This is a genomic window from Simiduia sp. (genome assembly GCF_058345725.1).
In genome coordinates this window covers 1-13589 of the sequence record NZ_JBTUOC010000020.1, presented here as the reverse complement: position 1 = coordinate 13589, position 13589 = coordinate 1, and the positions used below count along the sequence as shown (strand labels likewise).

The window sequence follows — 13589 nt, the reverse complement described above, 5'->3', positions numbered from 1 at the left end:
GCGGTACGGCTAACTTATTTTTTAGGTGCGCCAAATATGGCGTTTAATTTACCCGCTAAACGAAGCCCCGCCTGCTGCAGCCGCTGATTCAAGGTAGCCTTGTTGCGGAAGTTATAATTCCAACTTAGCTGGATATCCGGCCCCTTCTGCTCGCCAAAATCATACACCTGCGCGCGCAGGGCTTTGGATTCTTCTGCCCACTTAAGGTAACTGCTGGACTGCCAGCGCACGCGCAGCTCGGGCGCCACATTGTCAAGAAACACACTGTATTCGGTGTAGCTGAGCCGTTCCAGCTCGATCAACTCTGTGTCCCATACTTTGTGCAAATTGGACGGTGTCCCCTGCCACAAAACATTAACCCTGTTGCCACCCATGTCGTGACCGTGTCCCACGTGCAAAGGCTGATGAATATCGCCCACAAAATGCGTATAAAATGCCAGCGCCTGCCACTTGGCCTCAGCGCTGGCACTGGCATCGCGCAATACCGACTCGAATTGATGCAGCGCCCGAATCACGTCGCCCTCAGGTTTGCGTGGAAAATTTTCCACCGTGTATTCATCGTCGATAGTGACAAAATGCCAGGGTGATGCGTGTGTCCAGTTGGGATCTGAGTAGAGAAAATCCGGCCAGGTAGATAGCTGTGCAAGGGGTTGCCCACGGGTAATTTCCTGCACAATCGCGCGCGCATCCGGCGTTAAATGATTTTCTGCCAGCTGTGCCACAATGCGATGCCCGTTAGCACCTAATGCGAACGCCGGCGTTGCGAGCCCGCCGATGGTGACGGCCAGCAACAACTGTCCAAAAGCTTTAACCATAAGTCTTTCACCGAATCGCGCCCCACTTGCCACAGACGCAAGAGTGTTACATACCATTTAACTGCGCCTGAAGGGCTGCCAATTCACTCTCTATGCGGCGATACTCGCGCTTGAGTTTTTTGCGCTCATCGCGATGTGTTTTAATATCCAGCAGCGCCTGCACGCGCGCTTCTGAGTCGCTGTCCTTACTAACAATCAAGGCCTCTGAGTCGGCGATGAATTCATCGTGCGCTTGAATTTCGCTGTCCAGCGCAGCCAGTTGATCCTCCAAGATGTGCATCGACTGCTCGATTTCGTAGCGGGCCAAACCACTCACATGCCCTTGGCTAAAAGCCGGAAAGTCGGCTTCAGGGCAATTCCTGTTTAAGCCCTCTCCGCGCGCGCCTAAGTTAAAGCCACTCTCGTAGGTGCAGTAACGCACTAATCCGGCATAGTAACCCTCTTCAAAGGCGGGGTAGCTGCGCGCGGGACATGTGGCATTGTAGTTGGCTCCCACTTGGCCTGCGTTCAATCCGCGCTCGTAAGAGCAGTAGCGGATCAGTCCAAGTTGGTAGCCCTCTTCAAAGGCAGGGTAGCGACGGCTTGGACACTGGGTGTGGTAATCCGCACCGGCCTCACCGCTATTCAAGCCGCGCTCATAACTGCAAAAATCATCCAGCCCCTGCTGGTGACCACGTTTAAACGCAGTGTAATCGGCCTTGATATTATGATTGGCACAATCGGCCTGGTACTGATTAAAGGTTGTCGCACTCTGCCCCTGAGCGCCGTGCTTGTACCCCACCGCCTGCCAATCGGCCAACTGGCACTCTTCTTTATTCATGGTGGCACAGCCAGACAGCAGCGCTAGTAATACCAAGGGGATATATTTCTTCATTATATTATTGCTCACTCATTAATCAGGTACTCGGGCCTCAGCCAGAGATAGACGCAAAGTTTAATACAGCCAGCGGAGTATTGCAGGCATCGCCTGAACAGCAGCTGAACCGCGGCTGGCTCGCTTCACCGCAACTCGCTGAAGCCTACCAATAACCCCACCAGCAATAGACCTGCCCACCCCGGATGGCGCCCGCGGGTAGCGCAAAACACCAGCAACGCCGAGGCGCAAAGGAACCCGGCGATGATCAGTGTTAACTCGAACGCCCTGGGCACCGCCTGCTCCGCCAGCGCCAACCACGCGAGCAGCGCAGCCATACCCGCGCCCAATAACGACACTAGATGCCAACTGGCCCACAGTATTGAATAGTGCGACTGGGGCAGCAGTGCCCCAGTGTCGGCCGCTCGCTGTCGTAGCCGTGCGAACACGCGTATTTCGCCTAGCCAGGAGTGCACCAACCCAATCAGCAAGAGCAATCCCGCCGCGAGCAGCAATTGTTCATTCATAAATTGCTTTCCCTGCACCACACAAAACGTTCAGCGGCGGAAGACAGCGCGACTCAATTAAAGCCCTGCCTCTACCATCCCCTTAATCTTGGTCGCTTTTTCGAAGTGATCGAGTTTATGGAGCGCTATCCACCAACTGGCGGCTTCCATTAATAAATCCGGATCATGGTTTTTATTGGCAAAAAACGCGTAAAACGACAGCCCAACGTCCTCGCCCTTGGCGCGTATTTTCTTGTCGCACACTGCGACTATTTTCTCTCTTAGTGCGGCTCGCATAATCCATCAATACCCTTAAACTTCACGCGCACTCACTGCTTGACCCATTTTGCACTTGCGCGAGAAAAATTCTCGCGCTCTGCCAAGCCACACGCACACAGCGGAACAGCCTTAGAGCACACCCTGTTGTGCGCTCTAAAGGCTGCTAATCTATCCAACCTCGCCCATCACTGGGCAGACAGCCGCTCGAAATAGCGATCGCGCAACATGGTCGCGCGCGTCACCATTGGCACCACCTCACCGGCAACGATGACCAGCTCTGGCTCGGAGGTAACTTCCAATGGGTCGCCGCCCCATAACACCAAGTCGGCAACGCTGCCTTGCTTGATATCACCGGGCACGGGTGCATTGAAAAAGCGCGCGGGATTGCGGGTCATCGCCGCCAGCGCCACCTGCTTATCCAGGCCATTGGCCACCGCATTGCCCGCCGATTGACGCACCAGGTGTGCATTGTGTGTGTTGTGCCAACTCATACCGGTAAATAGCAATGTTACCCCGGCATCACTCAACAATTTGGCATTGTCCAAGCGCGTGCCCAAGGCTTCATAGCTGCTGGGCAAATTGTCGATAGGATCGATAATGACCGGCATACCATTGGCGGCAATCTCGTCGGCAACCATCCAACCCTCTTTCACACCGGCCAACAGCACTTTTATGGAAAAGGTTTTTGCCATCTTAAGCACTATTGTGATATCGCTAGCGCGGTGCACTCGCACCAGCAGGGGTATCTGCCCTTTTACCACCGGCTCAAGAGCGGCCAAATCCATAAAGCTCAGGCTGTACTCGCGGCGCTCACCTGCCAAGGCGGCACTTTTATGCTTGGTAAAGTCCTGAGCATCGGCCAGCGCCTGGCGCAACACAGCCGCAGCGGCGGCGCGCGAAGCGCCCGCCAACTCAACGCCGTGCTCGGTAAAATCCACCGCCACTGCCACAGTTTCATGAACGACCTTGGGCGACTTGCCAAGCTGCACTAAAGCGACTTGGCCGGAAAACAAACCACTGCCCGATTCCGGTACCAACAGCGCATGGGTTAAGCCGTGCGCGCGATTGTGCGGCAACAACGTGGATTGTGGATTGAACGCATCGGCCACTTTCAGTGCCGCCGTCACCTCCACATTGGTTGTGTAAAAATCCGCGGTCTGAGCAATGGCGTCGACTTCAACGGCACCCAGGTGTGTATCGCTGTTAAACAAACCGGCGGTCACACTTTTGCCTGTGGCATCGATAGTGCGATCTGCCGCTTGCTGCAAATTTTTACCCAGCGCTTCGATGCGCCCGTTATTGATAAAAATATCAGTACCTTGCAACGGCTTGTCGGCGGTGTAAACCTCGGCACCGCGAATTAACAGCGACTCGGCTTGCACGGCTGCGGCACAGGCACTCAGCGCCAGTGCGCCGGCCAGGTGCCGGGTAAGTGCAGCCACAACAAGCGCGTTGAACGGAACAAAATTCAAAAATTTCATGGACGCACCTCGCCGGCTTCTAAAATACCGAGATTAAAATCACTGGTGGGCGCAACTCGCGAGTCGTTGCGGTCGTAACGCAGCACACCGTCTATCCACACGCGCTCCGCGTGAGCGTAAACGCTCATGGGGTTGGCGTCCCACAACACGAGGTCGGCATTCTTGCCCACTTCGAGCGATCCAATTTGATCTTCAAGGCCTAGGGATTTCGCTGGATTCAATGTCGCCCATTTAATGGCATCGCCTGCGGTTAATCCCAGCCCCAGGCGATTGCCTGCGCTCATGGCCTTGGCCACTTCCTGGTTTAAACGCTGGATTTGCACGGGATCATCCGAGTGGATGACCGCGCAGGCTTTGGCATAATCAACCAGCGCAAGATTTTCTCGCACCATATCAAAGGCTTCCTGTTTGAAGCCCCACCAATCCGCCCAAATAACGGCACAAATGCCCTCTTGAGCCAAAAGCGGCGCCGCCTTGTAGGCCTCCACCGCGTGGTGGAATGCGGCAATCTTGTAGCCAAACTCTTTGGCCATATCGATCATCTGCGCCATTTCGTCCACTTTGTAGCAGTGGTTGTGAACGCGAATATCACCCTCGAGCACGCCCGCCAGTGTTTCTAATCGCAGATCGCGGGTGGGCGCTTCGGCCGCTTCACCGGCCTCCACTTTTTTCACATAGTCATCCCAGCTTTTCTTATAGGCCGCGGCCTCAATCCAGGCACTGCGGTAGCCTGCCATGTTGCCCATTCGGGTAGAGGGTTGCTGGCCTTTTTCGCCGTATACTCGCTTGGGGTTTTCGCCGCAGGCCATTTTCAGGCTGTAGGGCGCGCCCGGAAATTTCATGGCCTGTACCGTGGTGGCGGGAACATTTTTCAATGTCACGCCACGCCCGCCAATCAGGTTGCCTGAACCCGGTAAAATCTGGACGGTGGTTACGCCACCGGCGAGGGCCTTTTCAAACTGCGGATCTTCCGGCCACACCGAGTGTTCCGCCCAAACCTGTGCCGTGACCGGCGCAGTCATTTCGTTGCCGTCTTCGTGGTTGGCGGTGCCCGGTGCCGGGTAGACCCCCATGTGCGAGTGCACGTCTATCAATCCAGGCGTCAGCCATTTGCCACTGGCGTCGATTATAGTGGCGCCCTCGGCCACCTGCAGCCCCTCACCCACGGCCACAATTTTACCGTCGGTCACCACCAGGTCGGCGGCGCTTAACTGGGCGCCGGTGCCCGTGAGCAGGGTGGCGCCCTTAATCACCAATGTGCCTTTGGCGTTGGCGTGATAGGTGGAAGGAAAGGGGTCTTTATTAGGTAGTTCCAGCGTGGGCTTGGCCTTGTCGGGCTCGCCGCAGGCACCCAGGGCGAGTGCAATGGCGGCGGCCAGGCCGGTGGTGAGTAACCGGTTCATCGCGCGTCCTTATCATTAGGGGGTAAAGGTATGGGACGAGACAAGTACGCAATGCCGCAATGACCAGCGCTCTGACCATAAAAAAAGCCGGCTGCAAGCAGCCGGCTTAGGCCAATGGCAACGCGTGATACCTAAAAACTAAAGCGCGCGCCCACCGAGCCGTTCACGCCGTCCTGACGGTAGCCATTGACCAGGGTGTAGGACTTATCCAGCAGGTTTTTCACATTCGCCTCCAACACCATATCCGGCGTCAGCTGCCAGGCCAGCCGCGCATTCAACAAGCCGTAACCCGACAGGGCCACCGAATTGCTGGCATCGGTGTAGCGCTTGCCGCGCGCCTCCAATGCCAAGCCCAGCGTCACTCCGCCCCACTGTCGGCTGACATCGGCATTCAACATCCGGCTGGCCCGATGGGGCAGCGCCTTGCCCGAGGCATCGTCCTCGGCATCCAGCCAGGTGGCATTGGCCGACAGCTGCCACTCATCCAATACCGCGCTTAGCTCGGCCTCGGCGCCCAAAATTTTGGCCTTCGCCACATTGGATGGCAGCCAGCTACCGCTCGCATCGGGCGCCCAGGCGATCAGGTCGTCGATGCGGTTTTCAAACACATTGAACGCCAGCTGCAAGCCGTCGTCCTGATAACGCGCACCCAATTCTGCATTGACCGAAGTTTCCGGCTGCAATTCCGGATTGCCGGCGCCGGGCCAATAGAGATCGTTAAAGGTGGGCGCCTTAAAGGCGCTGCCGTAACTGGCGAGCAGGCTCCAACTTGGGCTAAGGGCATAACCGTAGGCCAGGCTACCGGTGGTGGCGCTACCAAACTGGGCGTTGTCGTCGTTGCGCCCAGACAGCGCCAGGCTGTGAGCGTCCCAGCGCGCCTGGTACTGGCCAAATAATCCGACGCTGTCGCGATCGTCGATATCGTAGCCCACAAAGTCGACGCTATAGCTCCAATCCGGCGCATAGGTGCGCTCTTCGAGTTTACCGGCCACCTTGTCGTTCACGTAGTCCACGCCCAGGGTCAATAACTGATTGTCGGCCAGCGCCAAATCATTTTGCCAACTGGCGCTCTCGCGCTCGGTTTCGATGCGGTTGCGGCCGCCGTAATTCTGAATTGCCGCCGCGGCAATGTGGTCGTCTTGCTCGCTCTTGTCCTGGGCAAAGCCCAAGCGCACCGTGCTCAACCACAGCTCGTTCACCTGTGCTAGCAACGCCAGGTCGGCACTGCCATTGGTAAAGCGAGCGAAGGGTTCACAGTCTAGGGCGCAATAGCCGTTGTCGCTGTCGGACTCGCCGGACTGGTATTGCACATTGGCACTCAGGCGCAGGGCTTCGTTAATTTGATGGCCGGCGCTCAAGGCGAGATTGTTGGCCTCATAGGCATCGTCGTCGCCATTGCCGTTACTTTCGTTGAGGGTGCGATCAAAGCCATCGGTGCTGTAGCGGCTCAGCACCAGCCGCACATCGCTGCGATCATTTTTGTAGGCCAGGCTGGCGCGGTATTGCTGCTCGTTGTGCGAGCCGTAGCTCAGCCCCGCGTCCACTTCAATGCCGGGCGTCTGTGCTTTGCGGGTGAAAATTTGCAGTATGCCGCCCACCGCATCCGATCCGTACAGGCTTGAGCGGGGCCCGCGCACCAGCTCGATGCGCTCAATGGCCGCCGGGTCCAGGGTTTCGAGCGCCGTGGTGCCCAGGGTCGCGGAACCTACGCGCACGCCATCCACCAGCACCAATAGATGCCCGGAGTTTGTACCGCGCACAAAGGCGCTGCTATTCGCGCCACGACCGCCGCGTTGTACCAGGTCAACGCCGGTAAAGCCGTTGAGCAAACTGGGCAGGTCGGGGGCTTGCAGCGCGGCGATATCGTCTGCGGTCAATACGCTAACCGGTGCCAATGCCTCCACCACGGGAGCCGCCGTGCGCGTTGCGGTCACAAGAACTTCTTCGGTTTGACCGGCGGCGTCGGCCAGTACTTGTGCTGGCCCCACCAGGGCCAAACTGGCCAACAGGCCGGATTTAATCAGTGTCATGGAAACTCCCCAATCACAATGTGTGTTGAGGGAGGGAGAAAAGTGGGTTTTGACGGCGGCCCTAGGCGCGCCAGAAAAGACAACCACCGATGCAGCCCTCCGCTACGTCGTGTACCCGTGGCCTATGCCATACGGGGCAGCGCAAGCAGGCTGGTATCGGGCTTATTGCGTCAGCAATTTACCGTTGCGGGGGCAGCGCCGGCTTTCCGGCTTCCCATTTAATGCGCCCGCCCCCTGGAGGGCAGACCGCGACCTGTTTGCGATGGCGCGCAGTTTACGCCAATCCCACCGCAGGTCAAGGCGCCAACCCTCGAGCAGCACGGATGTGAATCTGGCGGTTTTTACAAGCGCGCCGCTAATGCGCTGCAATTTTTACAAACACCCACGCCGCCTGTACCCGTAAAGAATCCGCCTCAGTGTTAGCTGCCCTTCGAGGCCGCCCCCTATTTCTAGGCCCGCCGGGTTCGACTGCACTCAGTGGGCCCTGTGCAATAGGCTTGGCACAACCATTGCTAAATCACAATCGAAATGCAATGGCCATCGCCGTTGTTGATATTGACTGAATTTAAAACAGGAGTTGTTACATGATTATTGGACGCACACTCGCCACAGCCGGACTACTGACCAGTGTTTCACTCAGCGCATCGATGGCTGCAATCGCAGACGATTTTAATGTGGCCGATTCAGAATTTTACTTGGGCGGTGGCTATGGCCAGTACTCCATTAAATGGGAAGACGAAAACACAGAGTTTGACGACGATGCCGAAGTGCTAAAGGCCTACGGCGGTATGAAAATTAACGAGTTTGTTGGCGCTGAAATAGTCTATTTAAATTTTGATGAGGCCAATGACTTCGATAGCAACGCAACGATTCACGGTCTTGGTTTTGCCGGCATTTTATCCGCCCCGCTGCACGAGCGTTTTTCGCTCTATGCCAAGGGCGGTTGGTTCACCTGGAATGCTGAAGTTGAAGCCACGTTGCCGGTTGTCGGTACCGTGTCGGAAGATATGGATGGCGGCGATTGGTTTTACGGTGGCGGCCTGAAGTTTGGTTTGGCCGAGCACTTGGATCTGCGAGTTGAATACGAGCGCTACGAGCTGGACGACGACATCGATCCAGAAATCGACGTTGCCTCCGTCAACCTGCAATACAGCTTTTAACGATCCAAGGAGATCCTGCGCGGCAAAGGACGGCTGCGCGACGCACGGGGGCGCCGCCGCTAACCTGATTGTGGCGGCCTAAAGACTACCCTACTGCCTCCCCCAAGGCAGTTCGCGAAGGCCCTCCCTTCGCACCCCCTTGCCACAGGTTCGCCCTGTGGCATTTTTTATGTTGTATCAATTAAACGAATGGACAACGCTATCGCTGTAGAAGACGCCCGCCGCGCAGTGCCCTAACGGGGCATTTTCCCCAGGCGTATTCCAATGGCCCCGATTATTGCATATGTGGCACCGATGCCACGCGCACCCTTAGCGCTTGCGCGACAAAACACGTCTGCAAGATCCTGCAATTCGCCCGATCGCCGCCTCTCGGTAATCAACTATAGAGCGAAACAGCCCACACACTCGCCGCCCGTCTTAGTAGGTCACGCCACGCCGCAACCTTAGCCTTCGAATGGCCAGGTCGCCAGCGACGAAATAACCTATCGCGCCTGCTTTCTGCCATAGGCAACTGGCGAGGTGGGAGGCGAAATGCGCCAAGTTTAGGTGCGACGACCTGTCTACCTAATTGACCTCAGTCGTGTGACCTGACCGTTTATGCCCCAAGGCATGCCATCAAAATAGACACGCCATCAAAACAGGTACGCCATAACAAATGGCACATCATCTAAATTAGGCAAGAACGCATCTTAATGGGCAAGACAGATAAATAGATAGCGCGCTTACAAAGTAAGTTCCGATGGGTATTAGTGGGGCATTTCACGCTGCCATAAAAAAACCGCGCAAAGCGCGGCTTTTTTGGCTAACCGTAGTGATTAGCTATTGACAACCTTCAAGCGGTTCTCGACATCGCGAACATCTTCAGTATTTGACGCGATCTTTTCGGCCAGTTCCTTAGCCGCTTCGTTGGGCACTTCACCCTTTAGCACAACCACCTGATTTTTCGTGTCCACGTCTATTTCCAAACCGGACACGTTGCTATTGGCCAAGAGCTTCATTTTTACTTGTGCCGCCAAGGTAGCGTCTTTCACCGCCTTCACAAAATTGCTGTCTTTGGCGCGTCGGTCGCTCACCTGCTTTTGCTCGGCAGCGTCCTTGCGCACCGTTAGACTATTTTCCACCGAGTGAATACCATCGACGCTCAGCGCCACTTGCTCGGCCAAATCCTTTTCGATATCCGACGACACGGTACCCACTAAGTGCGCCACGTCCTTGTTAACTTCGACGTCAATGTCAAATGCGCTAAGATGCTTGTTAAACAGCACCGCGGCTTCAATTTTACCTTCACGCCAACCGTTGCTGAAATAGTGGGATTCTTGCTCACTCATGGACTGAGCCCGCGTTGATTCGGCAAAGCTGGCAGGGATGCTGGCAGCGGCGGCAATACTAACGGCCAATACACTGAATGTTTTCGTCAAGGTTTTCATGATTAGCTCCTTTTGCTAGTCAATGTCATTACTTCGTTACCATTTCCTTAAAACGTCGGAGAGCAGCCAAAGCGTTTCTCCTTACACCTGATACTTAGCGAAGACCATGCCAACATTTAAAGGGCTGTTAGAAAACACTTCATCGATTGCATCAACCCCATTATTTATGGGGATCACAGGTAAATTTCCGAGCAAACTCAGTGGCGCCAATATCGCAACAGCCCCAGCCTTGCCCACTTTTACAGGCAGCTTTTGCAAAAGTTGAAATTGTTACAGCCAAGGCGATACCGCAATAAAATCGCAGTCACAAAAAAAGCCCCTATGGGGCTTTCAGACAGGTGACATTTACACGCACGCTGGCGCCGGCAGGTTTAAGCGGGTCGACCACGTGGGCCGGCCAAAAACCAGATGATCAGCCCAAGTACAGGCAGCAACAGAACCAGCAGCACCCACACCAGCTTTTTCCCCATGCTGACTGAGGATTGGGCGATATTGATAATCGCCCAAACGTCGGCAATAAGAATAAGCAACCCTAATATTCCTGACACTTGAATATCCATTCTTCCCTCCTGGTTGATCCAATTGTATCTGCAGGTTAGCAGCCGGCCGCACGCGCGGCCAGCCGCTTCCCTTACAGGCTTTCGGCCTTCGCTTTAGCCACGGCGCTTGCCAGCTCCGCCTCTGCCTTTTCCTTGGCCCAGCCATAGCGCGCTTGTAATTTGCCCACTAGTCGTTCGGCCTTGCCTTCGGCGTCACCCAAGTCGTTGTCGGTTAGCTTAGCAAAATGCGATTTAATCGCACCCGCCATCTGTTTGAACTGCCCTTCAAAAATATCCGTGTTCATTAGCTATCTCCTATTACAGTGTGAATATTACAGCGTAATTACGGCAGCGGTGGCCGGCGCCCTGTCAGTAAGTGGGCCACCAGAGTGACCAAAAACAGTACGATAAAAATCGCGAAAAATACTTTCGCAATACCCAGGGAAGCACTGGCAATACCGCCAAATCCGAGGAAGCCGGCGATTAGTGCCAGAATTAAAAATGTCACAACCCAACTCAACATCATTCGCTCCTTGTTTCTATAGGGAAACACTTTGAATATATTTACGGCCTCGCGCCAAAGCGGCACTCAAACCATTACCCCGGTTAGTGCAATGGTCATGCCAGGCTCTGTTCAGCCAGCCAAAATATAAAGCGGGTCCTGCGGGTTAGCCGCTACCAATGAAGGCGCCCCTGCGGCGAGCACTGTTCATCAGCACTGTGCAGGTTTAGAAATTAATTGAAAGGCGACGCCCTTTCGAACGCTCCACCGAAGTCAGTTGGCTGCGCGTATATTTGCAAGTTTTACACAAGCGGGCCCAGACCTTTGTAAACACTGCCCAGCCAGCCTCCAATACAACAGCGTGCGCCAAGTCCGCCGAACGTGCCAAAGGCTTTGATTCACGGGGCTTAGCGACACCAATGCAAAGGTTGGCACGACAATTGAATTACCTATTGTGCTTTAACACGCTCAGATCCGCCCTCGAACAGGCGATCGGGCTTAATACCTGACGAATCAATCTTAAAAAGGAAATGAAGATGAAAAATCTATTGATGATGATGCTATTGGTACTTTCGGGTCTGTCGCTGTCCGCCTGCGATATCAATGAGGGCGGCCCTGAGGAAGTGGGTGAAAACATCGAGCAAACCGTGGATGACATAGGCAACGATATTGAAGATACCTGCGAAGAAGTGAAGCAGGAAATGAACGCCGATGACACCGACTGCTAATGCTTGACCTTGCGCCAGGGCAGCTCTAGATGGCTGCCTTGGACTGATTTTTCCTCCACCATATTCTTCGATTCACCATGAAACTATTGCCCAGTATATCGCCAGCAATGCTTTGTCTTTGGCTGACCTTGGCACTTGCGGCAGCGCATGCGGTCTCGGCGCCAGCGCAAACTCAAGCGCCGGCAGAGTCGGCCAGCCCAACCGAGCCGCTGCCAGCCGCCGAGCCGCAGACCAATGCCGATGAGCCACTGCTCGATGTTGCAGAACGCACAGACCTTCGCGAATTAATCGCTCTGTTAGAAAGCGAAACCGCCCGCACCGAATTCATCAACCGGCTTAAAACGTTGAGCGACATCCAGCAACAAGGTCAGGCAAGTAAACTCGCCGTCAGCGAATTGCTGAACCTGGATGACAGCAGTGGCGCGCTAGCCAGCCGCTACAGCCAGTTGCTGCAAGGCCTCGGCTTAAGCGACTCCCAGTTTGGCAAAATTGCCGTCACACTGTGCGCGCTGCTAGCGCTATTACTACTCGCCTTCACCAATCGTTGGTTTGCCCACGCGGTAAACCAAAAGTTGGACAGGCTGCGCCAGCGGTTTTCCCTAGCAGCCAACCGCTTAAGCCTGATTCCGCAGACCTGGGCGCTGCTGGGCGCCGCACTGTGTACGGTGCTGGCCGTTGCCGCTGCAGCAGAAATTTGGACGCTGCAATGGTTTTTACCGGACGGCCCTGTCAGCTATCTGAGCTTGATCAACGGGGCGCTAACCCTCGGGGTATTAACTCTGCTCTACGCCGTATTTTGGGAAATCTCGAATGCTGCGCTGGAATATGCCATGCGCCACGCGCGCACCCTGTCAGATGCCCGCGCCGATACCCTGCTGCCCATCGTCCGGCGCGTCATACTGATCATCTTGGTGCTGATCTTTACGCTGATCGCACTCTCTGAACTCGGCATCGACATCATGCCATTGGTGGCTGGCGCCGGGGTATTTGGCATCGCCATCGGTTTTGGCGCGCAAACCTTGGTACGCGATTTCCTGGTGGGTTTTACCATCGTACTCGAGGACCTTCTGCAGATTGGCGATATCGTCAAGGTGGCGGGTCGCATGGGCGAAGTGGAAAAAATCACCATGCGCAAGCTGCAGTTGCGCAGTCTGGACGGCACCGTCCACACCATCCCCTTTAGCGAGCTGGACGTGGTGGAAAACTTTACCAAGGAATTCAGTTATTACCTCACTGATATCGGCGTGGCCTACAAGGAGGATATCGATCAGGTGATCGCCTGCGCTAAAGAGGTGGCCCAGGCGCTCAAGGCAGACGATCAGTTCGGGCCAATGATGCTCGACGATATCGAAATTTTGGGCGTCGATCAGTTTGCCGATAGTGCGGTGGTAATTCGCGCGCGACTCAAAACGCGTGCCCACGACAAGTGGACCCTGGGCCGCGAATTCAATCGCCGGCTAAAGTACGCCTTCGACGAGCGCGGTATTGAAATCCCCTTCCCGCACCGCACGCTAATGCTGGGCGAAGCCATCGGCGACAAGCTGCAACCCGGCACGCAGCGCGCCGCAGACAATGTCGGCAAGCCTACACGGGCCGAGCATCAAACGGCCGAAAGCCGCGAGGAGGCGCCCGCCTAAGGCGGGTGATTGCCAATGGACATCGATCTTGATCTGGTAGTGGCACACTTCACGCAACTGGGCATCGCGTTTCTGCTGGCCCTGCCTGTGGCCTTTAACCGAGAGCTGAATCACAAAGGCGCGGGCCTGCGCACCTTTCCCCTGGTGGCCATCGCCTCCTGTGCATTTATTCTGGTGGGCGTTGATATATTCGAGCAACCCGATGCCCAGGCGCGCATCGTGTACGGTG

At 55.6% G+C, this 13589-nt stretch carries 15 protein-coding genes and 1 riboswitch; of the genes, 4 read left to right on the top strand and 11 right to left on the bottom strand.

From position 1 onward, the window contains the following. Positions 1 to 14: 14 nt before the first annotated feature. The 7 genes from ACW8F6_RS04675 to ACW8F6_RS04645 all read right to left on the bottom strand — a co-directional run bounded on the left by ACW8F6_RS04675 (position 15) and on the right by ACW8F6_RS04645 (position 7367). Positions 15 to 815 carry a S1/P1 nuclease gene (locus ACW8F6_RS04675; RefSeq protein WP_491574686.1) on the bottom strand — a complete coding sequence of 267 codons (801 nt, stop codon included), beginning with the start codon at positions 813 to 815 and terminating at the stop codon, positions 15 to 17. 46 nt (positions 816 to 861) lie between these two features. Beyond that, positions 862 to 1689, bottom strand: coding sequence for a DUF2799 domain-containing protein (locus tag ACW8F6_RS04670; protein WP_491574685.1), 828 nt, complete (start codon positions 1687 to 1689; stop codon positions 862 to 864). Positions 1690 to 1814: 125 nt separating this feature from the next. Next, positions 1815 to 2195, bottom strand: a complete 381-nt coding sequence (locus ACW8F6_RS04665; protein ID WP_491574684.1) for a hypothetical protein — start codon at positions 2193 to 2195, stop codon at positions 1815 to 1817. Positions 2196 to 2252: 57 nt separating this feature from the next. Next, a complete protein-coding gene (locus ACW8F6_RS04660) occupies positions 2253 to 2471 on the bottom strand; it encodes a DUF6500 family protein (protein ID WP_491574683.1) in 219 nt (72 codons plus the stop codon). 167 nt (positions 2472 to 2638) lie between these two features. Beyond that, positions 2639 to 3934 (bottom strand): amidohydrolase family protein, encoded by a 1296-nt coding sequence (locus tag ACW8F6_RS04655; RefSeq protein WP_491574682.1) that lies wholly within the window; start codon positions 3932 to 3934, stop codon positions 2639 to 2641. After that, entirely contained in the window at positions 3931 to 5337 is a 1407-nt protein-coding gene (locus ACW8F6_RS04650) for an amidohydrolase (protein WP_491574681.1), read from the bottom strand. Before ACW8F6_RS04650 ends, ACW8F6_RS04655 begins: the two co-directional genes overlap by 4 nt. 131 nt (positions 5338 to 5468) lie before the next feature. After that, positions 5469 to 7367, bottom strand: coding sequence for a TonB-dependent receptor domain-containing protein (locus tag ACW8F6_RS04645; RefSeq protein ID WP_491574680.1), 1899 nt, complete (start codon positions 7365 to 7367; stop codon positions 5469 to 5471). Between the two features lie 131 nt (positions 7368 to 7498). Continuing rightward, positions 7499 to 7639, bottom strand: a riboswitch (cobalamin riboswitch). A gap of 312 nt (positions 7640 to 7951) precedes the next feature. Here ACW8F6_RS04645 and ACW8F6_RS04640 point away from each other — a divergent pair. Next, positions 7952 to 8527 carry an outer membrane beta-barrel protein gene (locus tag ACW8F6_RS04640; protein WP_491574679.1) on the top strand — a complete coding sequence of 192 codons (576 nt, stop codon included), beginning with the start codon at positions 7952 to 7954 and terminating at the stop codon, positions 8525 to 8527. Between the two features lie 815 nt (positions 8528 to 9342). On the opposite strand, the gene ACW8F6_RS04635 is transcribed toward ACW8F6_RS04640, so the two are convergent. The 4 genes from ACW8F6_RS04635 to ACW8F6_RS04620 form a co-directional block, all read right to left on the bottom strand. Next, a complete protein-coding gene (locus tag ACW8F6_RS04635; protein ID WP_491574678.1) occupies positions 9343 to 9954 on the bottom strand; it encodes a BON domain-containing protein in 612 nt (203 codons plus the stop codon). A gap of 371 nt (positions 9955 to 10325) precedes the next feature. Continuing rightward, entirely contained in the window at positions 10326 to 10514 is a 189-nt protein-coding gene (locus ACW8F6_RS04630) for a PLDc N-terminal domain-containing protein (protein WP_491574677.1), read from the bottom strand. A 71-nt stretch (positions 10515 to 10585) separates the two neighbouring features. Beyond that, the gene (locus ACW8F6_RS04625) at positions 10586 to 10798 is read right to left on the bottom strand and encodes a CsbD family protein (protein WP_491574676.1); all 213 of its coding nucleotides are present in this window, start codon (positions 10796 to 10798) and stop codon (positions 10586 to 10588) included. Between the two features lie 38 nt (positions 10799 to 10836). Next, on the bottom strand, positions 10837 to 11016 hold the full coding sequence (locus ACW8F6_RS04620) for a DUF1328 domain-containing protein (protein ID WP_491574675.1): 180 nt from the start codon (positions 11014 to 11016) through the stop codon (positions 10837 to 10839). Between the two features lie 515 nt (positions 11017 to 11531). On the opposite strand from ACW8F6_RS04620, the gene ACW8F6_RS04615 reads away from it, so the two are divergent. The 3 genes from ACW8F6_RS04615 to ACW8F6_RS04605 all read left to right on the top strand — a co-directional run. Further along, on the top strand, positions 11532 to 11723 hold the full coding sequence (locus ACW8F6_RS04615; protein WP_491574674.1) for a hypothetical protein: 192 nt from the start codon (positions 11532 to 11534) through the stop codon (positions 11721 to 11723). A 107-nt stretch (positions 11724 to 11830) separates the two neighbouring features. After that, entirely contained in the window at positions 11831 to 13360 is a 1530-nt protein-coding gene (locus ACW8F6_RS04610) for a mechanosensitive ion channel family protein (protein WP_491574673.1), read from the top strand. A gap of 15 nt (positions 13361 to 13375) precedes the next feature. After that, on the top strand, positions 13376 to 13589 hold a 214-nt coding region (locus tag ACW8F6_RS04605), incomplete at its 3' end, for an MgtC/SapB family protein (protein WP_491574672.1).

What these genes read in the sequence shown, in the direction of transcription:
- ACW8F6_RS04645 (WP_491574680.1), bottom strand. Translation starts at nt 7,367, where the DNA reads ATGACACTGATTAAATCCGGCCTGTTGGCCAGTTTGGCCCTGGTGGGG.
- ACW8F6_RS04665 (WP_491574684.1), bottom strand. Translation starts at nt 2,195, where the DNA reads ATGAATGAACAATTGCTGCTCGCGGCGGGATTGCTCTTGCTGATTGGG.
- ACW8F6_RS04650 (WP_491574681.1), bottom strand. Translation starts at nt 5,337, where the DNA reads ATGAACCGGTTACTCACCACCGGCCTGGCCGCCGCCATTGCACTCGCC.
- ACW8F6_RS04625 (WP_491574676.1), bottom strand. Translation starts at nt 10,798, where the DNA reads ATGAACACGGATATTTTTGAAGGGCAGTTCAAACAGATGGCGGGTGCG.
- ACW8F6_RS04620 (WP_491574675.1), bottom strand. Translation starts at nt 11,016, where the DNA reads ATGTTGAGTTGGGTTGTGACATTTTTAATTCTGGCACTAATCGCCGGC.
- ACW8F6_RS04660 (WP_491574683.1), bottom strand. Translation starts at nt 2,471, where the DNA reads ATGCGAGCCGCACTAAGAGAGAAAATAGTCGCAGTGTGCGACAAGAAA.
- ACW8F6_RS04675 (WP_491574686.1), bottom strand. Translation starts at nt 815, where the DNA reads ATGGTTAAAGCTTTTGGACAGTTGTTGCTGGCCGTCACCATCGGCGGG.
- ACW8F6_RS04670 (WP_491574685.1), bottom strand. Translation starts at nt 1,689, where the DNA reads ATGAAGAAATATATCCCCTTGGTATTACTAGCGCTGCTGTCTGGCTGT.
- ACW8F6_RS04615 (WP_491574674.1), top strand. Translation starts at nt 11,532, where the DNA reads ATGAAAAATCTATTGATGATGATGCTATTGGTACTTTCGGGTCTGTCG.
- ACW8F6_RS04640 (WP_491574679.1), top strand. Translation starts at nt 7,952, where the DNA reads ATGATTATTGGACGCACACTCGCCACAGCCGGACTACTGACCAGTGTT.
- ACW8F6_RS04635 (WP_491574678.1), bottom strand. Translation starts at nt 9,954, where the DNA reads ATGAAAACCTTGACGAAAACATTCAGTGTATTGGCCGTTAGTATTGCC.
- ACW8F6_RS04630 (WP_491574677.1), bottom strand. Translation starts at nt 10,514, where the DNA reads ATGGATATTCAAGTGTCAGGAATATTAGGGTTGCTTATTCTTATTGCC.
- ACW8F6_RS04610 (WP_491574673.1), top strand. Translation starts at nt 11,831, where the DNA reads ATGCTTTGTCTTTGGCTGACCTTGGCACTTGCGGCAGCGCATGCGGTC.
- ACW8F6_RS04655 (WP_491574682.1), bottom strand. Translation starts at nt 3,934, where the DNA reads ATGAAATTTTTGAATTTTGTTCCGTTCAACGCGCTTGTTGTGGCTGCA.